Source organism: Streptomyces sindenensis (assembly GCF_014649035.1).
Classification (GTDB): Bacteria; Actinomycetota; Actinomycetes; order Streptomycetales; family Streptomycetaceae; genus Streptomyces; species Streptomyces sindenensis.
The window spans coordinates 82,431-108,046 of sequence record NZ_BMSG01000007.1; the positions used below are offsets into that span (position 1 = coordinate 82,431).

At 71.6% G+C, this 25,616-nt stretch carries 25 protein-coding genes; 18 read left to right on the top strand and 7 right to left on the bottom strand.

Annotation, left to right across the window (positions count from 1 at the left end; translation table 11 throughout):
• The first annotated feature begins 4 nt into the window (after positions 1–4).
• Positions 5–874, top strand: coding sequence for an MOSC domain-containing protein (locus tag IE145_RS11125; protein WP_189520754.1), 870 nt, complete (start codon positions 5–7; stop codon positions 872–874).
• A gap of 34 nt (positions 875–908) precedes the next feature.
• Here the strand turns inward: IE145_RS11125 and IE145_RS11130 are convergent, their stop codons facing one another.
• Positions 909–2,033: a glycoside hydrolase family 43 protein gene (locus tag IE145_RS11130; protein ID WP_189520755.1), complete on the bottom strand. Its 1,125-nt coding sequence runs from the start codon at positions 2,031–2,033 to the stop codon at positions 909–911.
• A gap of 155 nt (positions 2,034–2,188) precedes the next feature.
• Here IE145_RS11130 and IE145_RS11135 point away from each other — a divergent pair, with 155 nt between their 5' ends.
• Together IE145_RS11135 and IE145_RS33365 are read left to right on the top strand one after the other, a co-directional pair.
• Complete coding sequence (locus tag IE145_RS11135; RefSeq protein WP_189520756.1) at positions 2,189–2,443, top strand: DUF6332 family protein; 255 nt, start codon at positions 2,189–2,191, stop codon at positions 2,441–2,443.
• Positions 2,444–2,677: 234 nt separating this feature from the next.
• A complete protein-coding gene (locus tag IE145_RS33365) occupies positions 2,678–2,920 on the top strand; it encodes a hypothetical protein (protein ID WP_229825499.1) in 243 nt (80 codons plus the stop codon).
• A gap of 90 nt (positions 2,921–3,010) precedes the next feature.
• On the opposite strand, the gene IE145_RS11145 is transcribed toward IE145_RS33365, so the two are convergent.
• The 5 genes from IE145_RS11145 to IE145_RS11165 form a co-directional block, all read right to left on the bottom strand.
• Positions 3,011–3,418, bottom strand: coding sequence for a PIN domain nuclease (locus tag IE145_RS11145; protein WP_189520757.1), 408 nt, complete (start codon positions 3,416–3,418; stop codon positions 3,011–3,013).
• Complete coding sequence (locus tag IE145_RS11150) at positions 3,415–3,642, bottom strand: type II toxin-antitoxin system VapB family antitoxin (protein WP_189520758.1); 228 nt, start codon at positions 3,640–3,642, stop codon at positions 3,415–3,417. Before IE145_RS11150 ends, IE145_RS11145 begins: the two co-directional genes overlap by 4 nt.
• A gap of 78 nt (positions 3,643–3,720) precedes the next feature.
• Positions 3,721–4,272: an aldo/keto reductase gene (locus IE145_RS11155; RefSeq protein WP_189520759.1), complete on the bottom strand. Its 552-nt coding sequence runs from the start codon at positions 4,270–4,272 to the stop codon at positions 3,721–3,723.
• A gap of 68 nt (positions 4,273–4,340) precedes the next feature.
• Positions 4,341–4,730: a VOC family protein gene (locus IE145_RS11160; protein ID WP_189520760.1), complete on the bottom strand. Its 390-nt coding sequence runs from the start codon at positions 4,728–4,730 to the stop codon at positions 4,341–4,343.
• Positions 4,731–4,889: 159 nt separating this feature from the next.
• Positions 4,890–5,699, bottom strand: coding sequence for an NAD-dependent epimerase/dehydratase family protein (locus tag IE145_RS11165; protein WP_189520761.1), 810 nt, complete (start codon positions 5,697–5,699; stop codon positions 4,890–4,892).
• A gap of 323 nt (positions 5,700–6,022) precedes the next feature.
• Here IE145_RS11165 and IE145_RS11170 point away from each other — a divergent pair, with 323 nt between their 5' ends.
• The 12 genes from IE145_RS11170 (at position 6,023) to IE145_RS11225 (ending at position 20,265) form a co-directional block, all read left to right on the top strand.
• A complete protein-coding gene (locus IE145_RS11170) occupies positions 6,023–6,679 on the top strand; it encodes a GntR family transcriptional regulator (protein WP_006125376.1) in 657 nt (218 codons plus the stop codon).
• 53 nt (positions 6,680–6,732) lie between these two features.
• Positions 6,733–7,635: a dihydrodipicolinate synthase family protein gene (locus IE145_RS11175; protein ID WP_189520762.1), complete on the top strand. Its 903-nt coding sequence runs from the start codon at positions 6,733–6,735 to the stop codon at positions 7,633–7,635.
• Positions 7,632–9,401, top strand: coding sequence for an L-arabinonate dehydratase (gene araD, locus IE145_RS11180; RefSeq protein ID WP_189520875.1), 1,770 nt, complete (start codon positions 7,632–7,634; stop codon positions 9,399–9,401). The genes IE145_RS11175 and araD overlap by 4 nt, the downstream gene beginning before the upstream one ends.
• Before the next feature lie 178 nt (positions 9,402–9,579).
• On the top strand, positions 9,580–10,512 hold the full coding sequence (locus IE145_RS11185) for a carbohydrate ABC transporter permease (protein WP_189520763.1): 933 nt from the start codon (positions 9,580–9,582) through the stop codon (positions 10,510–10,512).
• Positions 10,509–11,420: a carbohydrate ABC transporter permease gene (locus tag IE145_RS11190; protein ID WP_189520764.1), complete on the top strand. Its 912-nt coding sequence runs from the start codon at positions 10,509–10,511 to the stop codon at positions 11,418–11,420. The genes IE145_RS11185 and IE145_RS11190 overlap by 4 nt, the downstream gene beginning before the upstream one ends.
• Entirely contained in the window at positions 11,417–12,619 is a 1,203-nt protein-coding gene (locus IE145_RS11195; RefSeq protein WP_189520765.1) for a Gfo/Idh/MocA family protein, read from the top strand. The genes IE145_RS11190 and IE145_RS11195 overlap by 4 nt, the downstream gene beginning before the upstream one ends.
• Positions 12,616–13,515 carry a DUF6807 domain-containing protein gene (locus IE145_RS11200; RefSeq protein ID WP_229825500.1) on the top strand — a complete coding sequence of 300 codons (900 nt, stop codon included), beginning with the start codon at positions 12,616–12,618 and terminating at the stop codon, positions 13,513–13,515. The genes IE145_RS11195 and IE145_RS11200 overlap by 4 nt, the downstream gene beginning before the upstream one ends.
• Positions 13,512–15,086 (top strand): glycoside hydrolase family 43 protein, encoded by a 1,575-nt coding sequence (locus IE145_RS11205; protein WP_189520766.1) that lies wholly within the window; start codon positions 13,512–13,514, stop codon positions 15,084–15,086. The genes IE145_RS11200 and IE145_RS11205 overlap by 4 nt, the downstream gene beginning before the upstream one ends.
• An 80-nt stretch (positions 15,087–15,166) precedes the next feature.
• Positions 15,167–16,501: an ABC transporter substrate-binding protein gene (locus IE145_RS11210; RefSeq protein ID WP_189520767.1), complete on the top strand. Its 1,335-nt coding sequence runs from the start codon at positions 15,167–15,169 to the stop codon at positions 16,499–16,501.
• Positions 16,502–16,630: 129 nt separating this feature from the next.
• Positions 16,631–17,533 carry a rhamnogalacturonan acetylesterase gene (locus IE145_RS11215; protein ID WP_189520768.1) on the top strand — a complete coding sequence of 301 codons (903 nt, stop codon included), beginning with the start codon at positions 16,631–16,633 and terminating at the stop codon, positions 17,531–17,533.
• A 134-nt stretch (positions 17,534–17,667) separates the two neighbouring features.
• The gene (locus IE145_RS11220; protein ID WP_189520769.1) at positions 17,668–19,011 is read left to right on the top strand and encodes a pectate lyase family protein; all 1,344 of its coding nucleotides are present in this window, start codon (positions 17,668–17,670) and stop codon (positions 19,009–19,011) included.
• Positions 19,012–19,158: 147 nt separating this feature from the next.
• Positions 19,159–20,265: a pectinesterase family protein gene (locus tag IE145_RS11225; protein ID WP_189520770.1), complete on the top strand. Its 1,107-nt coding sequence runs from the start codon at positions 19,159–19,161 to the stop codon at positions 20,263–20,265.
• Between the two features lie 143 nt (positions 20,266–20,408).
• Here the strand turns inward: IE145_RS11225 and IE145_RS11230 are convergent, their stop codons facing one another.
• Positions 20,409–21,956, bottom strand: a complete 1,548-nt coding sequence (locus IE145_RS11230; protein ID WP_189520771.1) for a pectate lyase family protein — start codon at positions 21,954–21,956, stop codon at positions 20,409–20,411.
• Between the two features lie 409 nt (positions 21,957–22,365).
• Between IE145_RS11230 and IE145_RS11235 the strand changes: the two genes are divergently transcribed.
• The 3 genes from IE145_RS11235 to IE145_RS11245 all read left to right on the top strand — a co-directional run bounded on the left by IE145_RS11235 (position 22,366) and on the right by IE145_RS11245 (position 25,404).
• Positions 22,366–23,337 carry a TIGR03619 family F420-dependent LLM class oxidoreductase gene (locus IE145_RS11235; RefSeq protein ID WP_373296584.1) on the top strand — a complete coding sequence of 324 codons (972 nt, stop codon included), beginning with the start codon at positions 22,366–22,368 and terminating at the stop codon, positions 23,335–23,337.
• An 11-nt stretch (positions 23,338–23,348) separates the two neighbouring features.
• Positions 23,349–24,134, top strand: coding sequence for an SDR family NAD(P)-dependent oxidoreductase (locus tag IE145_RS11240; RefSeq protein ID WP_189520772.1), 786 nt, complete (start codon positions 23,349–23,351; stop codon positions 24,132–24,134).
• A 145-nt stretch (positions 24,135–24,279) separates the two neighbouring features.
• A complete protein-coding gene (locus IE145_RS11245; protein ID WP_189520773.1) occupies positions 24,280–25,404 on the top strand; it encodes an LLM class flavin-dependent oxidoreductase in 1,125 nt (374 codons plus the stop codon).
• Positions 25,405–25,616 lie beyond the last annotated feature (212 nt).

Consider the following 25,616-nt stretch of genomic DNA (forward strand, 5'->3'; position numbering starts at 1 on the left):
CCGCATGGCCACGGTCGTTGATCTGATCACCTATCCCGTCAAGGGCTGCGCGGGAACGGCCGTGGACAGTACGCACCTCACCCCGGCGGGGCTCGCGCACGACCGCAGTTTCATGGTCGTCGGCGTCGACGGGGTCTACCGCACCCAGCGCCGCGACCCCCGCCTCGCCCTGGTCCGGCCCACCGTCAGCGCCGACGGCAGCAGGCTCACCCTCGCCTCCGCCGCGCCGGGGGGCGGTCACGGCGCGGTGCACCTCGACGTCACCACCTCCGCGCCCGAGCGCGACGTCGACCTGTTCGGCGCGACGTACCGGGGCATCGACCAGGGCGACGAGGCCGCGGCCTGGCTCACGGACTTCCTCGGCGCCCCGAGCCGTCTGGTCCGCGTACCGCCGGGGCACGACCGGAAGACCGACGGGCTGACCCCGGGCACCTCCGGCTACGCCGACAGCAGCGCCCTCCACCTGCTGTCCCGCGCCTCCCTCGCCCTTCTGCACACGCGGTTGGCCGAGTGCGGCGCCCCGCCCCTGGGCATGGACCGCTTCCGCCCGAACGTCGTCGTCGACAGTCTCCCCGGGGGGTGCCGGGGGGAGGACTGGGCGGCGGAACCCCACGCCGAGGACCGGATCCGCCGCGCGACCATCGGCGCGGCCGAGCTGGGCTACACCAAGCTCGCCGTGCGCTGCGCGGTCACGCTGGTCGACCAGGAGGCCGGGGCCCGGGGCGGGCAGGAGCCGCTGCGGACGCTCGCGGGCTACCGGCGCTTCTCGGCGGGCGGGGTGGTGTTCGGCACGAAGTTCGCCGTGGTGCGGCCGGGCAAGCTGTCGGTGGGCGACGAGGTGACGGTGGAGGAGTGGGGCGAGGCGGAGACGTGACGTACCGCGCCCCGTACGCCTGCGGGGTGGCGCGTCACTCGAAGAACTTCAGGCTCCAGCCCTTGTCGGACGTGGGGCCGGGGACGTTGGCGCGGGAGTACGTCGTGTCGCCCCACCAGACGAACGTGCCGGTGTACCAGTGGCGGTTGGCCCAGGAGTACGGGGTGCCCTTCGCGACCGCGTGGTACATCGACGGGAACCTGGGGCCGGCGGGCGGGCTGGTGCCGATGTCTCCGTGGAGCAGGACGAAGGTGTGGTGTCCGGGCCCGTTCACGTACAGCGTCGGATCCCAACCGGCCATCATCGTCGCGCGGTTGGACCCGAACAGGCAGCCGTTCGACTTGTACCAGTCCCATACGTGGGTGGGGTCGCCGCCCTTGCGGAGTCGCAGGTCCGCCAGGCAGTACTGCTCGCTCCAACTGCCGTTGGCGGAGTAGACGATGTGCAGTTGCCCGTTCGGGTCCTTGATCGCCTCGGGGCTCTCGTTGATGAACGGGTTGCCGACCACCCGCTCCCAGCTCTCGCGCGGCTGTGAGATGACGTACCGTGCGCCGGTGGGCCGGGTGGGGCTGCCCATCCGGGCGATGTAGAGGTTCTGCTCGACGTTGGTGTCGCCCGCCCAGCCGGACCAGACGAACCAGCGCTGCCCCTCGAAGGTGAACAGGGTTCCGTCGATGGCCCATGTGTCGTCGGGGAGGGCGAGTCGGGTCTCGGCCCCGTACCCGCTGTCCGGCGAGGCGGAGCTGATGACGAACATGCGGTGGGCGGCCCCGACGCCCGCCGTGAAGTAGATGTAGTACCGGCCGCCGTCCATGACGATCTCGGGGGCCCAGACCTCCCCGCGCCCCCGGCTGTCGGCCCAGACCTGTCGGGCGGGCGCGGTGGCCAGGCCGTCCGTGGACGACGCCTGCCGTACGACGATGCCGCCGCCGGTCGACTGGACGCCGACGTACGTACTGCCCACCCGCAACACGCTGGGGTCGGCCGCACGCAGGCCGGTCTGCCCCTGCGGAGCCGCCTCACGGGCGGGCGGTGCGCCCTGGGCGGTGCCGGGAGGCGACAGGAAGAGCGTCGCGGCGAGGGCACCGACCAGCGCGAGCGCGCCGAGGGCGGACGAGCGGCGGACGGTTCTTCCGGGCTGGCGCGTGGGGTCGCTCATGGGCTCGCTCCTGGGTGGGGGGATTCGATGACGGCGGATGGCGACGGCGGCGGTGACGATTTACATCGATAGAAGAGCGCTCTCGCAGAATCCCGCCGGGGGCGGGACCTGTCAATGGCCTTGGTGGGGACTGAACTTGCTGCGAAACTTCCGGCATGGACATGGGGCGCGAGTCGCGGTGGGAGAAGGACGCGATGACGGTGGAGATCGTCTTCGCCCTGGTGACTGCTGCGGTCCTCGCTGCGGCGGCCTTCGCCGTCGCGCTGCCGCTCACTTTCGCCTTTGACCTGTCCGGTTCGGCATCCAAAAATGTTCTGGCCGGGGGAGCCCTGGTGGGAGCGGCGGTCGGGGTATGGCGTCTGGTGGTGGTGCTGTACCGCTTCGACGTCGAGCGCCGTAAAGGCCACTGACGGCCGGGGCCGGAAGGCCGTTCAGAACTGGAGGGCGCGGATCAGGCGTCGGGCGGCCCCGGCGTCGATCGAGCCCGGCCGTGGGGCCTCGGCCCGAGGGGGGGAGGCCGTCGTCAATCAGCTGGTGGAAAGTCATGGGGCTGGCGACACTGATGCGATGACCGATGATCGTGAGGCTCTGATAGCGAGCTGGAAAGGACCCGGGGCCACCTCGACGCGGCCCGGGCCCACCTCATGCACCGGCCGGGCATCGATCTCTCCACGACGAGGGAGTTCCTGGAACACAACGAACTGGGGCTTGCCTTCGACTGCATGGCCCATCTCGCAGACGACCTCGGTCTGCCCCACGGTTTCTGGCAGCACATGCATCGAGCAGCGCAGGAGATGCGGCTCTACAGCGATGAGCCGCACATGCCCCACCGCAAGGCCTCCGCCTCCTGCCTCCGTCACCTCGCCGCGGCTTCCGGGCGGGAATGATCTGCGGGCTCGGTGGACCTGCGCGGTCAGAGCGCTGGGCAGCACCCCGTGCGGCTCCCCCCGGGCCAGGCGGCTGGTGCAGTCCGGTCGCTACCTCAGGTCCAGCATTCTGGTGGGCTGTCCGGTGGCGCGGGCGATGGTCTCGAAGTCGCGGTCGTAGTGGAGCAGCGTCAGACCCGACTGTTCCGCAGTGGCAGCCAGCAGCAGATCCACGGGGCCGGCGCTTCGGTGCTCTCCCTTGGAGGTGAGTTCTTCCTGTACGGTCCGGGCGCGCCGGAACACCCCGTCAGGCATGGGGCACCAGGTGTACAGCGCTAGACGCTCCCGGACCTTCTCGCGGTCCTCGGCGGAGCGGGCGGAATGGAGCAGTTCCAGTTCGGTGAGGTCACAGAGGGCGACAAGGCCTGCACTGATGCGGCGGGTCCAGTCCTCGGTGCTCTGGCGCAGGAGGATGCGGGCGAGCGCCGATGTGTCGATGAGATAGTCGGCGACGCTCACGCCGCAGGGCCCCCTCGATAGCGGCGCTTGTCGAGAAGAACGTCCATGTCCAGGCCGCCCTCCTGGGCGATGTCCTGCAGTTCGTTCAGGGCGCGCAAGCGGCGGTTGCGCTCGACGACCTCGCGCAGCGCGGTGTTGATCGTGTCGCGCTTCGTCCTGGTTCCCAGCTCTATTGCGGCGGCCGCCAGCGCTTCGTCGTCCAGGTCGATGACTGTTCGACTCATACCCTACCCTTCGATATACACTCGTGTGTGCAAATATACATGATCGAATGTATCCACGGGCCTCGGGCGGCAGGAGATTCACGCGCTCGCCGCGATCCCGTCCAGCCGCCCCCGCAGCTCCGGCGTGAGGGCCAGGTCCGCCGCCGCCGTGTTCTCCTCCAGGTGAGCGATGCTCGACGTGCCCGGGATCGGGAGCACGACCGGGGAGCGGGCCAGCGGCCAGGCCAGGCAGACCTGGGTGGGGGTGGCGTCCAGCTCGGCCGCGACGGCTGCCACCTCCGCGCGGTCGCCCGCCTTGCCCCAGGGCACCGTGCGCCAGGGCAGGAACGCGATGTCCGCCGCCTCACACGCCGCGAGGACCGGCTCGTGTTCGCGGTCGGTCAGGTTGTAGCGGTTCTGGACGCTCGCGATGTCGACGATCTCCCGGGCCTCGGCCAGGACCTCCTCGTTGGCCCCGGCCCCGTACAGGTGGGCCGTGTCGATCAGCGTGATGCCCAGCTCGACCGCCCGGCGGGCCACGGCGACGGCCGACGGCCGGTCCCCGGGCCTCTCGGTGGGCAGGTGCATCGCGCCCAAGCCCAGTCGCCCCACGGTCAGGTCTTGGCCGATACGGAACGTCGTCGATGGCATCGCTGCTGAACTCCCCCTGGCTCGGACGTGCTTGACAGGCCAGGGGGCGTCCGAGGCATCCAGGGGCGTCAGGGCGTTTCCGGGCCCTGGAGGATCTGGAGGTAGTTGCCCACCGGGTCCACGATCGTGGAGAAGAACCAGCCGCCCCCGACCTCCTCGACCGGGCGCACCCACGTGACCCCGAGGGTGTTGAGGTGCCTCTCGGCAGCCCGTACGTCGCGCACGGTGATGTTGATCATCTGCCGGCCCGGCTCGGCCGCCTTGTCCGCGACGTCGTCCCGCTCGTCGAAGCCGATGATCGCTCCCGGGCCGACGATCAGCAGGTGCTCCGCCCAGCGGGCGCCCAAGGGCTCCAGCGCCGCGCGGTACCAGGTGATCAGAGCCTCGGAGTCGGTGCTGCCGAGGATGACCCCCAGCCCGGTGATGCCGTCGGCGTTCTCGGTCGTGGAGGCATTCATGGTGGTTCCTCGCTCGGTCGGTGGGGCGGTGGACCGGTCTGCCGGTCGCGTCGGGAGCCGGGCCGTCCCGGTCGCTCGACGCGTCCCACCCTTCATGACCCGCCCCGGGCCCGGAACTCATCGGTGCTCGCCGCCGCAGCACCCCTCCGCGCGGCCGGATCAGTGCGGCCAGATCGGCGGATCCGTGACGAAGTGGCCGCCGAGACGGGTCTGCGCCGGGTCGGTGGGATCCGGCTCGCCCTGTTCGGCGATGAGTTTCGCCGCGTACGGCTCCGAGTCGTCCTGCGGGGCGTAGCCCAGTGCCCGTGCCGAGGTCAGGTCCCACCACAGGCGGGTGTTGGCGGAGGAGCCGTGGACGACGGTGTGGCCGACATTCCCGGCGGTGAGCGCGGCGTGGAAGAGGCGGGCGCCGTCGGCGGGGCTCAGCCACAGGGAAAGCATGCGTACCGAGGTGGGCTCCGGGAAGCAGCTCCCGATCCGTACCGAGACGGTCTCGACGCCGTGCTTGTCCCAGTAGAGCTGGGCCAGGTCCTCGCCGAAGCATTTCGACAGGCCGTAGAAGGTGTCGGGGCGGTGCGGGGCGTCGGACGGGATCGGCGGGCCCCCGGCGAGCGGCCGCGGCGTGTGGCCGACGGCGTGGTTGGAGGAGGCGGACACGATGCGGCGGACGCCTTCCTCGCGGGCGGCCTCGTAGAGGTGGTACGTGCCTTCGATGTTGGCTCGGAGGATCTTGTCGAACGTGGACTCCAGCGAGATGCCGGCCAGGTGGATGACCGCGTCCACGCCGCGTACGGCTTCGCGCAGCGCCTCCCGGTCGTTCAGGTCGGCGGTGATCGCCCCGGGCTCGCCCTCCACCGGGACCAGGTCGAGAAGTCGCAGGTCGTAGCCGTACGCGGGCAGCAGCCCCCGCATCAGGGTGCCGAGGCCGCCCGCGGCGCCGGTGAGCAGGACGGTACGGGGAGCGGGCATAGGGGTCTCCTCGGGGCGGTGCGATGCGATCCGATGCGGTCCGGCACCGGGCGGGCGTCGTGACACCCCGAGGCGTTGTGCCGCCCCGGGCGTCGTGACACCTCAAGGCGTCGTCCCGCCCCGCCGCTTCACGGCCGTGGACCGCGTTCGCATACGTGGACAAGCTAAGAAGTCCGTGAGGTTACGTCAAGTGGTCGGATCACTCCGAAAGTTGTTCTGTCCTAAGCGTTGACGAAGCGTTCCGGGCGGCTCTAGCTTCATCGCGTCGTACTTCGTACGTCATATATGAGACGCGATACGCGAGATGTGAGAGCCCGTCACCCATGACCTTCGCCCCTGCCCCGATCCCGTCCCGGACCCAGTACGTGCTGGAGGCCATCAAGCACGCCATCCTCACCGCGCAGCTGAGACCGGGACAGGCGCTGGTGGAGACGGAACTCGCCGCTCAGTTCGGAGTGTCCAAGACCCCCGTCCGCGAAGCGCTCAAGACCCTCGCGGGCACGGGGCTCGTGGTCATGAGCCAGTACAAGGGCGTCACCGTGCGGCTCGTCGACGCGACCATGGCCCGGGAGGTGTACGACGTACGCCTCCTGCTGGAACCGGAGGCGCTGCGCCGGTCCGTCAACCGCAAGGCCTCCCTGGAAGCGGCCCAGGAGGCCCTGGAGCGGGCCGACTCGGCGCTCGACAAGGCCGACAGGTCGCTGGCCAACCGGGATTTCCACCGCGCCCTGTACCTGCCCTGCGGCAACCCCCTGCTCGCCCGGATGCTCGACGAGGTCCGCGACCAGGCGGCCCTCGTCTCCACGGTGGCCTGGTCGGCCGTCCCCTCCTGGGAGCGCGAGGCGGCCGAGCACCGGGAGATCCTGCGGCTGGCGCTCGCCGACGACGCGGAGGCCGCCGCCGGGGCTCTGCACCATCACATCGCATCGTTCGTACGCCGTGCCTTCCCCGACGACGAGGACGGGGGCGGTGCCGCGTGAACCGTCTGCTGGAACCGCACCACCACCAGCAATCCGACGAAAGGCCGGTCCGCATGGACTTCTCTCCGCTGAAGGCGGCCCTCGCAGACGTCGTGGCGATCCCGGTGACCCCGTTCGCCGAGGACGGCACCATCGACGTCGCGAACCACCGCGCGCTGACGCGCAGGCTGCTCGACGGCGGTGTCCGCATCGTCACCCCGAACGGCAACACCGGGGAGTTCTACGCGCTCACCCCGGACGAGCAGCGCCTCGTCACCGAGCTGGCCGTCGAGGAGGCCGCCGGACGCGCCACCGTCCTGGTGGGCGTCGGCCACGACGTACCGGCCGCCGTCGCCGCCGCCGAGCACGCCGCCCGGGCGGGCGCGGCGATGGTGATGGTCCACCAGCCGGTGCACCCCTATGTCGCCCAGGAGGGCTGGGTCGACTACCACCGGGCCATCGCCGAGGCCGTCCCGGAGCTCGGAGTCGTCCCGTACATCCGCAACCCGCTGCTCGCCGGCGACCGGCTCGCCGCACTCGCCGACAACTGTCCCAACGTCATCGGCGTGAAGTACGCGGTGCCCGACGCGGCGCGCTTCGGGGCCTTCGCCCGGGACGCCGGACTGGAGCGCTTCGTCTGGGTCGCCGGCCTCGCCGAGCTGTACGCCCCCTCCTACTTCGCCACCGGCGCCACCGGCTTTACCTCCGGCCTCGTCAACGTCGCCCCGGCCGTCTCCCTCGACATGCTGGAGGCGCTGCGCGCCGGGGACTACGTGGCGGCCATGAAGGTGTGGGAGCGCATCCGCCGCTTCGAGGAGCTCCGCGCCGAGGAGCAGTCCGCCAACAACGTCACGGTCGTCAAGGAGGCCCTGTCCGTGCTCGGCCTCTGCCGCCGCGAGGTGCGCGCGCCGAGCCGGGTCCTGCCCGAGGAGCGGCGCACCGAGGTCGCCGAGCAGATAGCCGCGTGGGCGCTGTGACGGAGCACCGGAGAGCGGTCGCGGCGACGGACGACCGGAAAACGGCCCCCCTCGCGCCCGAGGAACTGCGCAGTCACCAGTGGTACGGCACCGACGGGTTGCGCTCCTTCAGCCACCGGGCCCGCACCCGCCAGCTCGGCTACCTCCCCGAGGAGCACCTCGGCAAGCCGGTCATCGCCGTCCTCAACACCTGGTCCGACATCAACCCCTGCCACTCCCACCTGCGGGAACGCGCGCAGGCGGTGAAGCGGGGCGTCTGGCAGGCCGGTGGGTTCCCGCTGGAGTTCCCGGTCTCCACCCTCTCGGAGACCTTCCAGAAGCCGACCCCCATGCTCTACCGCAACCTCCTCGCCATGGAGACCGAGGAGCTGCTCCGCTCGTACCCGGTCGACGGGGCCGTCCTGCTGGGCGGCTGCGACAAGTCGACGCCCGCGCTGCTGATGGGCGCGGCCTCCGTGGACCTGCCCACCGTCTTCGTGCCGGCCGGGCCGATGCTGCCGGGCCACTGGCGCAACGAGGTCCTCGGCTCCGGCACGGACATGTGGAAGTACTGGGACGAGCGGCGGGCCGGGCTGATCGGCGACTGCGAGATGGGGGAGCTGGAGAACGGCCTCGCCCGCTCCGCCGGTCACTGCATGACGATGGGCACCGCCTCCACGCTGACGGCCGCCGCCGAGGCGCTGGGCGTGACCCTGCCCGGGGCCTCCTCCATCCCGGCCGTCGACTCCGGGCATGACCGGATGGCGGCGGGATCCGGGCTGCGGATCGTCGAACTCGTACGGCAGCGAACGACGTTGTCGCAGATCCTCACCGCCGAGGCGTACGAGGACGCCGTCGCGACCGTCCTCGCGCTCGGCGGCTCCACCAACGCCGTGATCCACCTGATCGCCATGGCGGGCCGGTCCGGGGTGAAGCTCACCCTGGACGACTTCGACCGGATCGCCCGTACGGTGCCCGTTCTCGCCGATCTCCGGCCCGGCGGACGGTACCTGATGGAGGACTTCCACTTCGCGGGTGGGCTGCCCGGCTTCCTGGGCAGGATCGCCGACGTCCTGCACCTGGACCGGCCCACCGTCGCGCACGCCACCCTGCGCGAGCAGCTCGACGGGGCGGCCGTCCACAACAGCGCCGTCATCCGCGAGCGCACCGAACCGCTGGCGGAGGAGGGCGGTGTGGCGGTCCTGCGCGGCAATCTCTGCCCCGACGGCGCGGTGATCAAGCACATCGCCGCCGAGCCGCACCTGCTGCGTCACACCGGTCCCGCCGTCGTCTTCGACGACTACCGGGAGATGCAGCGCACGATCAACGACCCGGCGCCGGCACTCACCGCGGACCACGTCCTGGTGCTGCGCAACGCCGGACCCAAGGGCGGGCCCGGCATGCCCGAGTACGGCATGCTGCCGATCCCCGACTACCTGCTGAAGCAGGGCGTCCGGGACATGGTGCGGATCTCCGACGCCCGGATGAGCGGGACCAGTTACGGGGCGTGCGTCCTTCACATCGCGCCCGAGTCGTTCGTCGGCGGCCCCCTCGCCCTGGTCCGCACCGGGGACCTCATCACCCTGGACGTCGAGGCCCGCCTGCTCCACCTCGGCGTGGACGACGACGAGCTGGAACGCCGCCGTGCCGCCTGGAGCCCGCCGCCCGCCCGCTACGGGCGCGGTTACGGGGCGCTGTACCAGGACCAGATCACCCAGGCCGACACCGGATGCGACTTCGCGTTCCTGGCCCGGGAGGGAGACGTGCCCGACCCGTACGTGGGGTGACCCGGGCGACGAGGGCTCCGCGCGGCGGGGCGCCCGGGCCGCCCAGCGGTCATGAGAAAGCGCTTGCTGTCTTGTGTGTCCTGTGCCGTGTGGGGCGGCAGCCCCTCGGCACAGGCAGAGCGACAGCAGGTCCGCACATCCAGCGCATCGAGCGCGTACCAGAGATCGGAGACGTGTCATGGCCCAACCCGCCGCCGTGGCCACCCCGCCGCCCAAGGCGCCCCGCCGCCGCACGGCGGCCCCCCGCCGCCTGCCGTATCTGCTGATCGCGCCCGCGGGTCTGCTGATGCTGGGCTTCATCGCCTACCCGGTGCTCAGCGTCTTCTACTACAGCCTGCAGAACTACAACGTCACCAAGCCGTGGCGGAACGGCTTCGCCGGACTCGACAACTTCCGGCGGATCTTCACCGAGGACGACCAGTTCTGGTCGACGCTCGGCTTCAGCGCCCAGTGGGTCTTCACCCAGGTCTCCCTGCAACTCGTGCTCGGGCTCGCGCTGGCCCTGATCGTCAACCAGACCTTCATCGGCCGGGGCATCTCCCGGGCCATGGTCTTCTCGCCCTGGGCCGTCTCCGGCGTGCTGACCAGCACCATCTGGATCCTGCTCTACAACTCCTCGACGGGATTCAGCCGTTACCTCGCGGACGCCGGGATCGGGGAGTACGGCACCTCGGTGCTCTCGGACACCGGAACCGTCTTCTGGGCGGCCACGGTCACCGAACTCTGGCGCGGCGTGCCCTTCTTCGCCATCCTCATCCTCGCCGACCTCCAGTCCGTCTCCAAGGAGCTGTACGAGGCGGCGTCGGTCGACGGAGCGGGCAGGCTCCGGCAGTTCTTCCACATCACCCTGCCGCACCTGCGCGACGCGATCATCCTCGCCACCCTGCTGCGCGGGGTCTGGGAGTTCAACAACGTCGACCTCCTCTACACCCTCACCGGCGGCGGACCGGCCGGCGAGACCACCACGCTGCCGCTCTACGTCGCCAACACCGGCATCGAGGGCCACGACTTCGGCTACGCCTCCGCGCTCACCACCGTCGCCTTCGTGATCCTCCTCTTCTGCTCGATCGTCTATCTGCGCCTGAGCAAGTTCGGAGGCGACAACAAGTGACCGCCGTACTCACCGAGAAGAGCGGCGCCGCCCGGACGCCCGTCCACCCCGGCGGCCCGCCGCCCCCCTCGCGCCGCCGCTCCGGACGCGAGCGCGCCTTCGACGACGTACCGCGCTGGCAGATCTACCTGCCGCTCGGCCTCTACCTGCTGTTCACGCTCATCCCGTTCTACTGGATGCTGCTGTTCGCCCTGCGGCCCGCCGGCTCCACCGCGCTGGTGCCCTGGCCGATGACCGGGGAGCACTTCTCCAAGGTCTGGAACGAGCGCAGCTTCGCCGTCTTCTTCCAGAACAGCATGATCGTCGGCGTCGCCACCCTGATCGCCACCACCCTGGTCGCCCTGGCCGGCGGATACGCCCTGGCCCGGTTCGACTTCAGGATCAAGGGCGCGTTCATGCTGGCGCTGCTCTGCTCGCAGTTCATCCCCGGCGCCCTGATGCTCGTGCCGCTCTTCGAGATCTTCCGGAACCTCCAGATGATCAACTCCCTGTGGAGCGTCGTCATCGCGGAGACCGTCTTCCAGCTCCCCCTGTCGATCATCCTGATCAGCGGGTTCATCAAGAACGTCCCGGTCTCGCTGGAGGAGGCCGCCTGGGTCGACGGGTGTTCGCGCTTCACCGCCTTCCGCGCGGTCGTCCTGCCGCTGCTGCGCCCCGGACTGATCGCCGTCGGCTCCTTCGCCTTCGTCCACAGCTGGAACCACTTCCTGTTCGCGCTGATGTTCCTCAGCGAACAGGACAAGCAGACGATCCCGGTCGGCCTCAACACCCTGATCGGAGCGGACAGCGTCGACCTCGGCGCACTCGCGGCGGGCGGGGTCATCGCCGCCGTACCCGTGGTGATCGTCTTCGCGTTCATCCAGAAGTGGCTCGTCACGGGCTTCAGCGCGGGGGCGGTGAAGGGATGACCGGCCCCACCCGCCGCACAGCCGCGGCCGTGCCGCTCCCCGTCGTGCTGGCCGGCGCCCGGGGCCACGGCCGCTGGCACCTGGCCAACCTCCGCCGGCTCCAGCACCAGGGCCGGGTACGGCTGGCCGGCATCTGCGAACTGGAGCCGCTGACCACCGACGAACTGGCCGCCTTCGACCTCGTGGGCGACGCCCGACCGGAACAGTCCGCCGACTTCGGGGCGCTCCTCGACGCGACCGGAGCCCGTGCCGCCGTCGTCTGCACGCCCATCCCGACCCACACCGACCTGGCCCTGACCGCCGCGTCCCGGGGCGTCCACCTGCTGCTGGAGAAGCCGCCCGCCGCGAGCTGGGCCGCGTACGCCCGGATGGCCGACGGCGTACGGCGGGCGGGCACCGCCTGCCAGGTGGGCTTCCAGTCGTTCGGTTCGCACGCCGTGCCCGCGATCCAGGAGCTGGTCCGCACCGGGGCGATCGGGACGCTCACGGGGATCGGCGCCGCCGGGGCCTGGGTCCGCGACGACGCCTACTTCCGCCGGGCGCCCTGGGCCGGGCGGCGCAGGATCGGCTCCACCGACGTGGTCGACGGCGTCCTGACCAATCCGCTGGCGCACGCCGTGGCCACCGCGCTCGAACTCGCGGACCGGGGTACGGCCGAGGACGTCCTGTCCGTGGAGACGGAGCTGTTCCGGGCCCATGACATCGAGGCGGACGACACCAGCTGCGTCCGGATCACCACCACCGGCGGCCTGCCCGTCACCGTCGCCGCCACCCTCTGCGCGGAACGGGCGGGGGAGCCCTGTGTGATCGTCCACGGAGACCGGGGCCGGATCACCTTCTGGTACAAGCAGGACCGCGTCCTGATCCAACGCGCCGGCCACGGCCCCGTGGAGAGCGTCCACGGCCGGACCGACCTCCTGGAGAACCTGGTCGACCATCTGGAGCAGGGGACACCGCTGCTGGTGCCGCCGGAGCGCACGGGAGCGTTCATGCGGGTCGTCGAGGCCGTACGCACTGCCCCCGAGCCCGTCGCCCTGCCCGCCGACGCCTGGGAGACCCGGTACGACGCCCCCGGCGGAGGCGCGCGCCGTACGGTCCACGGCATCGACGGCCTGGTCGCCGCCGGGGCCGAATCCCTCGCCCTCTTCTCGGAGCTGGGCGCCGCCTGGGCCCGCAGCAGCGAGGCGGCGGCCTCATGAACCGTCCCGCCACGCCCTCGTCCGCCGCCCGGCCCGTACAGCCCGCGCTCCCCGCGCTGCCCGTGGAGCCCGCTCCGTCCGAACTCCTCGACTGCGCCGGACGCACGGTCGCCCACTACGGCTACGGGGCCGCGGCGGACGGCCGCCCCCGCCTGCACCCCGTCACCACGCTCGCCGGCCGCACCGTCACCCAGGACCGGCCCGCCGACCACCGGCACCACCTGGGCGTCTCCATCGCCGTGCCCGACGTGTCCGGCCGCAACTTCTGGGGCGGGCGCACCTACGTCCGGGGGCAGGGGCCCACCGAGCTCGACAACCACGGCGTCCAGCGCTGCCTCGGCCTGGAGCGGCACGGGCCGGGCGGGTTCACGCAGTCGCTCGCCTGGGAGGCGGACGGCGTCGAACTGCTGCGGGAGCACCGCACCGTGGACACGGTCGAACTCTCCGCCACCGCCTGGGCGTTGGACCTCTCCTTCGCGCTCACCAACCACTCGGCCGACGACCTCTCCGTCGGCAGCCCCGCCACCAACGGCCGCCCCGGGGCCGGTTACGGCGGGTTCTTCTGGCGCGCCCCCAAGGAGGCGTCGCCGCCGGACGTGTTCACCGCAGGCTGTGCGGGCGAGGAGGCGGTGCACGGCCGGGCCGCCGACTGGCTCGCGCTCGCCGGGGACGGCTGGACCCTCGTCTTCGCCGGGGCGGGCGAGGAGACCCGGCGCGATCCGTGGTTCGTGCGGACGGCGGAGTACCCGGGCGTCGGCTCCTCCCTCGCGGCCCACGAACGACTGCCCGTGCCCGCCGGGGCCACCGTCGTACGCCGGATCGTCACCGTCGTCGCGGACGGCCGGCTGGACCGTGAGGCCGCCGCCGGGTACGTCCGACGGGCGGTGGCCCCGTGAACCGTCCCTGGACCGCCGACCTCGGGGACGGCACGTACCGCAACCCCGTGCTGAACGCCGACTGGTCCGACCCGGACGTCGTCCGGGTCGGCGCGGACCACTACCTCACCGCGTCCAGCTTCGGCCGGGCCCCGGGCCTGCCGCTCCTGCACTCCCGCGACCTGGTCAACTGGACGCTCGTCGGGCACGCCCTGGACCGCGTCGAGCCCGCCGCCGACTTCGCCCGGCCGCGCCACGACGCCGGGGTGTGGGCGCCCTCGCTGCGCCACCACGCGGGCCGCTTCTGGATCTTCTGGGGCGACCCCGACCACGGCGTCCAGCAGATCAACGCCGAGAGCGTCGAGGGCCCGTGGAGCGCGCCGCACCTGCTCAAACCCGGCCGCGGGTTCATCGACGCCTGCCCCCTGTGGGACGAGGAGACCGGCGAGGCCTACCTCGTCCACGCCTGGGCCAAGTCCCGCTCCGGGATCAAGAACCGGCTCACCGGGCACCGCATGAGCGCCGACGGACGCGTACTCCTCGACGAGGGCCGGACCCTGATCGACGCCGACCGGATACCCGGCTGGTTCACCCTGGAAGGCCCCAAGCTCTACCGCCACGACGGGTACTTCTGGATCTTCGCCCCGGCCGGCGGGGTGGAGACCGGCTGGCAGGGCGCGTTCCGGTCGCGGGACTTCTCCGGCCCCTACGAGGAACGCGTCGTGCTGTCCCAGGGGCGCACCGACGTCAACGGGCCGCACCAGGGCGGCTGGGTGCGGACCGCCGCCGGCGAGGACTGGTTCCTGCACTTCCAGGCACGCGGTGCGTACGGGCGGGTCGTCCACCTCCAGCCCATGCGCTGGGACGCGGAGGGCTGGCCCGTCATCGGCGACGCGGGCGAACCCGTCTCCACGCACCGCAAACCGGCCGCCCCCGACCAGCCCGTGGCAGCGCCCGCCGTGGACGACGACTTCCCCGGCGGCGCTTACGGCAAGCAGTGGCAGTGGACGGCCAACCCCCGCCCCGACGTGTGGGCCGAGGGCCCCGGGCACGCCGGGCAGCCCGAGGGCCCCGGGCACTTCGGGCGCCCCGCCGACGGGCTGCGGCTCACCTGCCTCCGCACGCCGGACGCGCACGACCTGCGGCTGCTCCCCAACGTCCTGGTCCAGCGCATGCCCGCCGAGGAGTTCACCGTCGAGGTGGACCTCGAACTGCACAGCGACGAGCCGGGCGCCAAGGCGGGCCTGGCCGTGCTCGGGGACGCCTTCTGCTGGATCGGTCTGGAGGCCGGGGCGGACGGGACGCCCCGCCTCGTGCACCGGTACGCCGAGGGCGCCGCGGAGAGCGAACGCGACGCGGCCGGGGCCCGCGCCTCGCCCGGCGGCAGGGCCCGGCTGCGTATCGAGGTCACGGCCGGGGCCCGCTGCCGCTTCTCCGCCGACACGGGAGACGGCTTCCGGCCCTCGGGGCAGGTCTTCGCCGCCGCCCCGTGGCGCTGGGTCGCCGCGCTCCTCGGCCTCTTCGCCACCGCGCCGGCCGGGACGGGCCCCGCCGGCACGGCGCTGTTCACCACCTTCCGCGCCACCCGATGACCCCCCTCGCAGAAGCGCAGACGTACGGGAGCGCAGACGTGCAGTACCACCCCGACACATCCGACAGGGAAGAGCCGACCATGACCATCTCGAAGACCCGGCGGGGGCGTACCGCGTCCGCCGTCTCCCTCGTAGCAGCGCTCGCACTGACGGCCGCCGCGTGCGGTGACGACGGCAGCGGAGCAGGCACGGAGGGGAGCGGCAAGGGCGAGATCACCTTCTGGGACAACAACGGCGGGCCGCGCACCGCCATCTGGACCGAGATCATCAAGGACTTCGAGAAGCAGCACCCGGACATCAAGGTGAAGTACGTCCCGATCCCCATCGCCGACGTCCAGTCCAAGTACGACACCGCGATCGCCGGCGGCGGACTGCCCGACGTGGGCGGGGTCGGCACCGCCTACCTCGCCAACATGGTCTCGCAGGAAGCCCTGGAACCGGTCAACAAGCGGCTGAAGGGGTCCGCCCTGGAGGGCAAGCTCGTCGACTCCATGGTCGAGAGCGTCAGGGCGGCCGCCGGCCGGGGCGACGACATCTACTCCGTACCGACCTCCGCCAACAACGGCGTGCTCTGGTACCGCACCGACCTGTTCGAGCAGGCCGGGCTGAAGGCCCCCGACACCTGGGCCGACTTCTACACCGCGGCCGAGAAGCTCACCGACGCCCGGAACAACAAGTTCGGCTACACCATCCGCGGCGGCGCCGGCTCCATCGCCCAGGCGCTGGACGCCATCTACGGGCAGTCCGGCATCACGGAGTTCTGGGACGGCGACACGACGACGCTCAACGACCCCGAGAACGTCGCCGCGCTGGAGAAGTACGCCGGCCTCTTCAAGCGGACCACGCCCGCCGCCGACGTCAACAACGACTTCACCAAGATGGTCGCCCAGTGGGACACCGGCACCATCGGCATGCTGAGCCACAACCTCGGCTCCTACCAGGACCACGCGAAGGCCCTGGGCGAAGGCAAGTTCGCCGGCATCCCGGCCCCCATCGGGGACAGCGGAACCCGCGTGCAGGTCTCCAACCCCGTCGACGGACTCGGCCTCTTCCGGTCGAGCGACAACAAGACCGCGGCGTGGAAGTTCATCGAGTTCGCCGCCTCCCACGCGTCCAACAGCAAGTGGAACGAGTCGGCGGGCGCCATCCCGGCCAACACCGAAGCGGCGAAGGACCCCTGGATCAGCAAGACCGAGCCGACCGCGCTGGCCGCGAAGGCGCTGACGGACGGCTCCACCAAGGTCGTCGACCTGCCGTACTACCTGCCCGACTGGAACAACATCAGCAAGGCGGACAACGAGCCGGAGTTCCAGAAGCTGCTCCTCGGCAAGATCACGGCGAAGCAGTTCCTGGACAAGATGGCCGAGGAGCTGAACGCCGCCAACAAGGAGTGGAAGGAGCTGGGCAACGGCTGAGGCCCCGCCCGCTCCGGACCCCGATGACGGACCGGCGGCGGCCCGGGCCGAGCCCGGCCGCCGCGCTCCCTCCCTTCCCGCTTCCCACCCCCCGTACGCGAGCACGCCCTTCGAGAGAGGCAGCACCTCGTGTCACTCACCCGCAGACAGACGGCCACCTCCCTGCTCACCCTCCCCCTCGCCCTCACCGCCACGCCGGCCCTCGCCCACGGCGGTGGAGCCGGCCGCCCCCGCCCCCGTACGCTCCACATCGCCGGTGACTCCACGGCCGCCGTGAAGTCCGCCGACGCCGCGCCCGAGACGGGCTGGGGCATGGCCCTCCCCTTCTTCCTCGCCCGCCACCTCCGGGTCGCCAACCACGCGGTGAACGGCCACAGTTCCAAGAGCTTCATCGACGAGGGCCGCCTCGCCGCACTGCTGGGCGGGGTCCGCCCCGGCGATCTGCTCCTCGTCCAGTTCGGCCACAACGACGAGAAGACCGAGGACCCGGCCCGCGGCACCGACCCCTCCACCACCTACCGCGCCTACCTGCGCGAGTACATCCGGGGAGCCCGCGCCCGACGGGCCCGGCCCGTGCTCCTCACCTCCGTCGAGCGGCGCCGGTTCGGCCCGGACGGCGCCGCCCGGCCCACCCACGGCGAGTACCCCGCCGCGATGCGCGCCCTGGCGGCCGAGGAGGGCGTCCCGCTCCTCGACCTCCAGGCGCTGTCCCTCGCCCGCTGGCACCAGCTGGGGCCCGACGGCACTCTGCCGTACTTCCTGTGGCTGAAGCCGGGCGAGTCGCCCAACTACCCGGACGGCGCGCAGGACAACACGCACTTCAGGCCCTCGGGCGCGATCGAAACGGCCCGGATGACGGCGCGCGCCCTGCTGGACGAAGACGTACTCACGGCCCGCGACCTCCGCCGCCTCGGCGACCACGTCCCGGACGAGTGGATCACCTGGGACGGACCGGCCGCACCTGCCGGGCCTGCCGGACCCGCCGGGCATGCCGGACCCGCCGGGCATGCCGGACCCGCCGGGCCTGCCTGACCGGCACCTCACCGCACCGCGCCTCCCCCTTTCCTTGCCCCTCCTCCCTTCCTGCCCTTCCTCTCCTCCCCTTCCTCTCCTCCCCTTCCTCTCCTCTCCTCTCCGCTTCCTCCGACCACAGAGAAGGTTTCGCCATGCCCGCACGCACGCGCCACACCCGGGCCGTAGCCGTCACCCTGGGCTGCGCCTCGCTGGCCCTCGCGCTGAGCGCCCCCGCCCAGGCCGCACCCCGGCCGGGCCCCCACGGCAAGGGGATCGAGCGCGCCGTACTGCCCGCCGGGGACGGCTGGGCCGCCGCGGAAGGCTCCACCACGGGGGGCTCGGACGCCGCACCCGAGCACGTCTACACCGTGACCGACCGGGCCGAACTCGTCGCGGCCTTCGAGGAGGCGGGCGACGCACCCAAGATCGTCAGAGTCGCCGGCACCATCCACGGCAACTCCGACGCCGACGGCACCCCGATCGGCTGCGAGCGGTACGAGACCGACGGCTACACCCTGGAGAAGTACCTCGCCGCCTACGACCCGGAGGTGTGGGGCGGGGACCGGGTCCCCGAGGGCCCGCTGGAGGACGCCCGCGCGGCCTCGGCGAAGCTCCAGCAGGCCGCCGTGAACGTCCGGGTCCCGTCCAACACCACCCTGATCGGGGTCGGTGCGAACCCCGAGATCATCGGCGCCAGTCTCCAGGTCCGGGGCGTCTCCAACGTCATCATCCGCAACATCTCGTTCGAGGACACCTACGACTGCTTCCCCCAGTGGGACCCCACGGACGGCAGCGGGGGCGCCTGGAACTCGGAGTACGACAACCTCGTCGTGTACGGCTCCCAGCACGTCTGGGTCGACCACAACACCTTCAGCGACGGTGACCGTCCCGACTCCGAACAGCCGCGCTACTTCGGGCAGCTGTACCAGCAGCACGACGGACTCTTCGACATCGTGCGCGGCTCCGACCTGGTCACCGTCTCGTGGAACGTGCTCAAGGACCACGACAAGACGATGCTCATCGGCAACAGCGACAGCGCCGGCGCGACCGACCGCGGCAAGCTCCGCGTGACGCTCCACCACAACCTGTTCAAGGACGTCAAGGAACGTGCTCCGCGCGTCCGCTTCGGCCAGGTCGACTCGTACAACAACCACTTCGTCGCCACGCGCGGCAGTTCCTACGGCTACTCGTACGGCATCGGCGCCGAGTCCCGCCTGGTCGCCGAGTACAACGCGTTCACCCTGGCCGGCGACGTGGACCGGGCCAGAGTCCTCAAGAAGTGGTCGGAGGCCCCGCTCACCGCGGAGAACAACTACGTCAACGGACGCAGGACCGATCTGATCGCCGTGCACAACGCCGGAGTCCCCGGCGAGCAGCTCGCCGAGGGCGCGGGCTGGACCCCCGAACTGCGTACGACGGTCCACCACCCCTGGGCCGTTCCCGTGCTGGTCGGCCTCAAGGCCGGGGCGGGCAGGCCGGCGTCCGGCCTCCGGTGACCGGCGCGTACCCCCGATGAACCGGCCGGAGCGGCACCGCATGCTTTCCAGCACCCCGGAGAGCGCCGCTCCGGCCCTTCGCCGTCCACCCGCGGCCCGTCGCCGCGCACTCGTCACCCGCCGCCGCCCCTCCGGAGGAGCACCGCCATGACCACTCGACGCACCGCCCTGTCCCTGATCGCCGGCACGGGCGCCACACTCGCCCTCGGCGCACCGGCCGCCCTCGCCCGGCCCGCCGCCGGACCCCGCCCCTTCGGCCGCTACGGCTCACCGGCCCGCCGCCACGACCCCCGCACGCTGTACGTGGACGCGCACGGCCGGGGCGACCACACCGACGTCCAGTCCGCCGTGGACGCGGCCACCGGAACCGGCCGCACCATCGTGATCGCCGCCGGCGTCCACCGGGCCACGGTCGTCGTCAGCGCCGCCCACCGCGACCTCACGCTGATCGGCGCGAGCGCCGACGCCCGCGACACGGTCCTGGTGTACGGCAACGCGGCGGGCACGCCCCGGCCGGACGGCACCGGAACCCTCGGCACCAGCGGATCGGCCTCCGTCACGATCAGGGCGGAGGGCTTCACCGCCCGCGATCTGACCTTCGCCAACGACTGGCTGCGCTCCGACAACCCCGAGTACACCGGCACCCAGGCGGTGGCGGTCAAGGTCCAGGGCGACCGGTCGGCGTTCCACCGCTGCCGGTTCCTGGGCCACCAGGACACGCTGTACGCCGACTCGCCCTCCCGCGACGTGTTCGCCCGGCAGTACTACCGCGACTGCTACGTGGAGGGCGACGTGGACTTCGTCTTCGGCCGGGCCTCCGCCGTCTACGACCGCTGCCACTTCCGCACCCTGGTCCGCCCCGACCTGACCTCGGCGCCCCACGGCTTCGTCTTCGCGCCCAGCACCGCCGGGGCCGGCCCGTACGGCTTTCTGGTGCTGCGCTCCCGCGTGAGCAGCACGGCCCCCGACGGGTACTACAAGCTGGCGCGCCCCTGGGTGCCGTCCTCCGACCCCACCGCACGCCCGATGCTCACCGTCCGCGAGAGCCGTCTCGGCGCGGGCGTCGACGCGTCCGCGCCGTACGCCACCATGTCGGCCGGCCACCCGTGGCAGGAACAACGCTTCGCCGAACACCGCAACACCGGTCCCGGCGCCCGGATCACCGTCCCGGCGAACCGGCCCCAGCTCAGCGCGTCCGAGGCCCGTGCGCACACCCCGGCCCGGTGGCTGGGCGACTGGCGGCCACTCGGATGATCCGGCGCGCCGCCGCCGTGCGCCCGGCACCGGGCAGGGCCCGCACCCCCCGTCGAGCGGGGGGCGCGGGCTCTTGCGGGTGTGCGGGGAACGGGGTGCCGGAGCGGGGCGCCGCACGGCGGGTCGCCGGGCGACGGCGCCCGTCAGCCGGCGTAGGTCTCGTACTCGGCGATCCTCGGGGAGCCGGTCGAGCTGACGATCTCGAAGGTGATCTTGCGCAGGGTGGTGCGCGGGAAGGAGATGGTCCCCGCCCCGTCGCCGGAGGCCAGGACGGTTCCGGCGTCGGCGTCGAGGAGCCGCCAGGCCCCGATGGCGCCGGTGGATCCCGCCGCCTCCCGGATGACGACCGAGGACACGGCGGTGGCGGAGTCCCACTTGATGGAGGCGTGACCGGTCGAACCGGCGGGCGACCAGTAGGTGGTGAGGTCACCGTCCCGCAGATGGCCGAAGCTGGTCCCGGGGGCCTTGCTCGACCCGTCGGACCCGGCGCCGATGCTGAGGTTGGTCCCGCCGGGCGGCGTGGGGTCGGTGGGCCCGGGGGTCGGGTCGGTGGGGCCTGGCGTGGGCTCGGTCGGGGGCTGGACCGTGCAGGTGCCGTCCGAGACCTTCAGGCCCTTGCCGGCGCCCGCCGTACGGCTCACGACGTCCGGCACACAGCCGGCCGCGTCGGGGGAGTAGGCGTAGGGGATGCTGACGGTGGTGGTCGACTTCATGTCGGGCCCGGCCGGGTTGTTGTCCTTGCCGGGGCTCGACCAGGTCACGTTGTCCAGCGTGTTGCCGGAGGTCTGCCAGTAGCCGGCGGCGTCGGTGTAGAAGGTGCCGAGGACGTCCTTGGAGTCCTCGAAGTAGTTGTTCTCCACCTTGGCGCGGGCGCCGGCCCGGGAGTTGATGCCGGACGAGTTGAGCCGCACGTAGTGGTTGTTGAACATGTGGCCGACGCCGCCCCGCAGCAGGGGGGCGCGGGAGTCGATGTTCTCGTACAGGTTGTGGTGGTAGGTGACGAACCCGTTGGAGACGTCGCTCTCGCTGGATCCCACCAGACCGCCGCGTCCCGAGTTGCGCAGGATGCTGTAGGAGAGGGTCACGTACCGGGTGTCGGCCTTCATGTCGAAGAGGCCGTCGTATCCCTCGGACTCGCCGCCCGACGCCTCCAGGGTCGTGTGGTCGACCCAGACGTTGCGGACGCCGGACTCCATGCCGATGGCGTCACCGCCGTTGGAGGTCGGGGAGCCCGACTTCTTGACGTTCTTGACGGTCACGTTCTGGATGATGATGTTGCTGGACTCGCGTATGTGGATGCCGATCTGATCGAAGACGGCGCCGCCGCCGACGCCCACGATCGTGACGTTGCTGATCTGCTTCAGCTCGATCACGCCGTCGGCCGTGTTGCAGCTGCCGCCGGACACCTTGCTGGTGTTGCCGTGGTTGATGGTGCCTTCGACCTCGATGACGATCGGCGTGCCGGCGGCGGCGCGGCCGCACAGGGCCGCGTGGATCGCGGTGCCGGTGGTGGCACGCACGGTCTGTCCGCCGGCGCCGCCGGTGGTTCCGCCGTTCTGGGTGGCGTAGCCCGTGGCGCTGCCGGCCGCGGCCGAGGCCTCGGCCGCCGTCAGGACGATGCCGCCGGCCGCGGCGGCGAGAGCCAGGGTGGCCAGTGCCGCCTGCAGCCGTCGTGTGACGGGTTGCCTCATGTTCGTCTCCCTGTGTCTGCGGGTGATCCGTGATGCGTTTCATGGCAGGTGCATGTCAAGTTGTGCTCGCGTGTCCGCCCTCGCGACCCCTTTCCCGGGAGGTTCTCCACGGTCAACTAGAAAGCGCTTTCCCCATTCCTGTTCGGCGAACATAGAGGGGGGTCGACGGCTCGGGCAAGAGGCGTGCGGCTGTTGTGTTCTCGCGCCGCGCGGCGCCTTGGCGATCGCGAAAACACCTGGTGAAAGGGGGTGCCGGAGAGTGTTCGGCCGGTGAGGCCGAGGATCCGGTGATGTCGGATCGGGCGCATACGCGGGTGCGCCTCCCCTTGTCTGATGGCCCGTCAGGTATGACGATGGCGGCCGTCGCCCGGGGCGGGACCGTTCCGGGCCGGAGGGGAAGGAGGCCGCCGTGCCGCTACCGCCCACGCCGTCCGCACCGTCCGCACGGACCAACGGGCCGCTGTCGTACGGGATACAGCTGCCGGTCCAGTCGCAGAGCGCCATCTACGCGGAACCCTGGGAGGCGGCGGCGACCCCCGCCGATCTCGTCCGCGTCGCCCGTGCCGCCGATCGCGGGGGTTTCGCCTACATCGCCGGCTGCGACCACGTCGCCGTCCCGCGGCGGCTCGCGGCGGGCATGAGCACCGTCTGGTACGACCCCGTCGCCACGCTCTCCTTTCTCGCCGGGGTCACCGGGCGCGTGCTGCTCATGAGCCATGTCGCCGTCGTCGGGCTGCGGCATCCGCTGATCACCGCCAAGCAGTACGCGACCCTCGACCACCTCAGCGGTGGCCGGCTGATCCTCGGGGTCGGGGCCGGGCACGTACGGGAGGAGTTCGAGGCGGTCGGGGCCGACTTCGACGGACGCGGAGGTGTCCTCGACGAGAGCATCGACGCGCTGCGGGCCGCGCTCGGGCCCGAGGAGTACCCGGAGTTCGCGGGCGAGCGGTTCGCGTTCAGCGGGCTCGGGCAGCTGCCCCGGCCCGCCCAGGAACGGGTGCCGGTCTGGGTGGGCGGCTCGTCGCCCGCCGCCGTGCGCCGGGCCGCCGTACGCGGCGACGGGTGGCTGCCGCAGGGCGACCCCCGGGACCGGCTGCCCGCGCAGATCGCCCGGCTGCACGCCCTGCGGGAGGAGGCGGGCGTCGCAGCGCCGATCGTCGTCGGCGCGATCACCGAGCCGCTGTACGTGGGTGAGCCCGGGTGGTCCGTGGGGCGGCGCACGCTCGCCGGGAAGCCGGAGGAGCTGGCCGAGTCACTGAGGGAGTACGCGGCGATCGGCGTGCACCAGATCCAGGTGCGCTTCCGGAGCCGGAGCGTGGACGAACTGACGGACCAGATGGCGGCGTTCGGTGCGGACGTGGCTCCGCACCTCGGCAGGTAGGGGAGTGGGTCATGGGCAAGCTGGACGGGCGGGTCGTCCTCGTCACCGGGGCGGCGCGCGGGCAGGGCGAGCAGGAGGCGCGGCTCTTCGCGGCCGAGGGCGCGCGGGTCGTCGTCGCCGATGTGCTGGTCGAGCAGGGGGAGGCGCTGGCGAGGGAGCTGGGTGAGTCGGTCGCCCGCTTCGTGCGGCTGGACGTCGGGAGCGAGGAGGACTGGGCCGCCGCCGTCGCCGAGGCCGGGGAAGCCTTCGGGAAGATCGACGGGCTGGTCAACAACGCGGGCATCCTGCGCTTCAACGAACTGGTGGACACCCCGCTCGCGGAGTTCGAGCAGGTGGTGCGGGTGAACATGACCGGGGCCTTCCTCGGGATCCGCGCCGTCGCGCCGCAGATCGAGGCCGCGGGCGGCGGGACGATCGTCAACACGTCCTCGTACACCGGTCTGACCGGTATGCCGCTGGTCGGCGCGTACGCCGCGACCAAGCACGCGGTGCTGGGGCTCACCAAGGTCGCCGCCATGGAGCTGGCGGGGAAGGGGATCCGGGTCAACGCCGTCTGCCCGGGGGCCGTCGACACCGCGATGACCAACCCGGCTCTGCTGGACCCGGACGCCGGTCCGACGACGTCGGGCGCGGCCCTGGAGGCGTACTACCGCAAGCTCCTCCCGATGGGCCGGATCGGGCGGCCGGAGGAGGTCGCCGCCCTTGTGCTGTTCCTGACCTGCGACGACTCCTCGTACATCACCGGTCAGCCGTTCGTGGTGGACGGGGGGTGGCTGGCGGGCGTCAGCCCCTTCTGACCCCTCCGAAGCACCACGTCTGACTGGGCGTCAGCTATTGACGGGCCGCGATCCCGGTGGAACAGTCGGTCGCATCACAATCTGATGAACCGTCAGAAAACTTGTTCGGGAAGCTGTCGGGAAGACTTGAGGACGGTGAACCTCCGTGGAATTCGGGCTCTTTGTTCAGGGGTACGTGCCCGCCGCGCGTGCCAAGGTGGACCCCGAGGCAGAGCACAAGGCGCTGATCGAGGAGACCGAGTACGTCATCCAGGCGGACAAGTCCGGCTTCAAGTACGCCTGGGCCTCCGAGCACCACTTCCTGGAGGAGTACTCGCACCTCTCCGCCAACGACGTGTACCTCGGCTACCTCGCGCACGCCACCGAGCGCATCCACCTCGGCTCCGGCATCTTCAACCCGCTGGCGCCCGTCAACCATCCGGTGAAGGTCGCCGAGAAGGTCGCCATGCTCGACCATCTCTCCGAAGGCCGCTTCGAGTTCGGCACCGGGCGGGGTGCGGGCAGCCACGAGATCCTCGGGTTCATGCCGGGCATCACCGACATGAACCACACGAAGGAGCTGTGGGAGGAGACGATCGCCGAGTTCCCCAGGATGTGGCTCCAGGACGAGTACGTGGGCTTCCAGGGCAAGCACTGGTCGCTGCCGCCGCGCAAGATCCTGCCGAAGCCGTACGGGGGTGCGCACCCGGCCATGTGGTACGCGGCCGGGTCGCCGTCCTCGTACGCCATGGCGGGCAGGAAGGGGCTCGGCGTGCTGGGCTTCAGCGTGCAGAAGGTCTCCGACATGGAGTGGGTCGTCGAGTCCTACAAGAACGCGGTCAAGGACGCGGAGCCGGTGGGGGCGTTCGTCAACGACAACGTGATGGTGACGTCCACGGCGATCTGCGCCGAGACGCACGCCAAGGCGGTGGAGATCGCGGTCGGCGGCGGGCTGAACTACCTCCAGTCGCTGCTGTTCCGCTACCACGACACGTTCCCGCGGCCGGAGGGGATCCCGGAGTGGCCGGAGCTGCTTCCGGAGTACACCGAGGAGATCGTGGAGCTGCTCATCGCGGAGGAGCTGATGATCTGCGGCGACCCGGACGAGGTGCTGAAGCAGTGCCGGCGGTGGGATCGGGCGGGGGCGGACCAGCTGAGCTTCGGGCTGCCGATCGGGATCGGTCCCGAGGACACGATGAACACGATCCGGTTGATCGGGGAGCACGTGATTCCGCGGATCGACACGGATCCCGTGCATCGGACCTCGCGGTTCCGGGCGGCCGCGACCTGATGCGGGGCCCTGCCCCGGACCCGCTCCTCGGCCGCCGGAGCGGCTGAAACGACTCGCCTCGAACCCCGGCGGGGCTGAAACGACTCGCTTCCAACCCCGGCGGGGCTGGAACCGGGCGGCGTCTTCCCGGACCGTCGCCCTGTGAGCCGGGGTACGTACCGCGGCCGAGAGCGTGCGTACCCCGGCTGTCCCACCCCACGCGGAGAAGTAGC

Bases quoted from the DNA above. Each gene is read 5' to 3' on its own strand.
- IE145_RS11230 (WP_189520771.1), bottom strand. From the start codon at position 21,956: ATGAGGCAACCCGTCACACGACGGCTGCAGGCGGCACTGGCCACCCTG.
- IE145_RS11125 (WP_189520754.1), top strand. From the start codon at position 5: ATGGCCACGGTCGTTGATCTGATCACCTATCCCGTCAAGGGCTGCGCG.
- IE145_RS11195 (WP_189520765.1), top strand. From the start codon at position 11,417: ATGACCGGCCCCACCCGCCGCACAGCCGCGGCCGTGCCGCTCCCCGTC.
- IE145_RS11160 (WP_189520760.1), bottom strand. From the start codon at position 4,730: ATGAATGCCTCCACGACCGAGAACGCCGACGGCATCACCGGGCTGGGG.
- IE145_RS11175 (WP_189520762.1), top strand. From the start codon at position 6,733: ATGGACTTCTCTCCGCTGAAGGCGGCCCTCGCAGACGTCGTGGCGATC.
- IE145_RS11150 (WP_189520758.1), bottom strand. From the start codon at position 3,642: ATGAGTCGAACAGTCATCGACCTGGACGACGAAGCGCTGGCGGCCGCC.
- IE145_RS11220 (WP_189520769.1), top strand. From the start codon at position 17,668: ATGCCCGCACGCACGCGCCACACCCGGGCCGTAGCCGTCACCCTGGGC.
- IE145_RS33365 (WP_229825499.1), top strand. From the start codon at position 2,678: ATGCACCGGCCGGGCATCGATCTCTCCACGACGAGGGAGTTCCTGGAA.
- IE145_RS11135 (WP_189520756.1), top strand. From the start codon at position 2,189: ATGGACATGGGGCGCGAGTCGCGGTGGGAGAAGGACGCGATGACGGTG.
- IE145_RS11185 (WP_189520763.1), top strand. From the start codon at position 9,580: ATGGCCCAACCCGCCGCCGTGGCCACCCCGCCGCCCAAGGCGCCCCGC.
- IE145_RS11240 (WP_189520772.1), top strand. From the start codon at position 23,349: ATGGGCAAGCTGGACGGGCGGGTCGTCCTCGTCACCGGGGCGGCGCGC.
- IE145_RS11210 (WP_189520767.1), top strand. From the start codon at position 15,167: ATGACCATCTCGAAGACCCGGCGGGGGCGTACCGCGTCCGCCGTCTCC.
- IE145_RS11165 (WP_189520761.1), bottom strand. From the start codon at position 5,699: ATGCCCGCTCCCCGTACCGTCCTGCTCACCGGCGCCGCGGGCGGCCTC.
- IE145_RS11155 (WP_189520759.1), bottom strand. From the start codon at position 4,272: ATGCCATCGACGACGTTCCGTATCGGCCAAGACCTGACCGTGGGGCGA.
- IE145_RS11225 (WP_189520770.1), top strand. From the start codon at position 19,159: ATGACCACTCGACGCACCGCCCTGTCCCTGATCGCCGGCACGGGCGCC.
- IE145_RS11130 (WP_189520755.1), bottom strand. From the start codon at position 2,033: ATGAGCGACCCCACGCGCCAGCCCGGAAGAACCGTCCGCCGCTCGTCC.
- IE145_RS11200 (WP_229825500.1), top strand. From the start codon at position 12,616: ATGAACCGTCCCGCCACGCCCTCGTCCGCCGCCCGGCCCGTACAGCCC.
- IE145_RS11170 (WP_006125376.1), top strand. From the start codon at position 6,023: ATGACCTTCGCCCCTGCCCCGATCCCGTCCCGGACCCAGTACGTGCTG.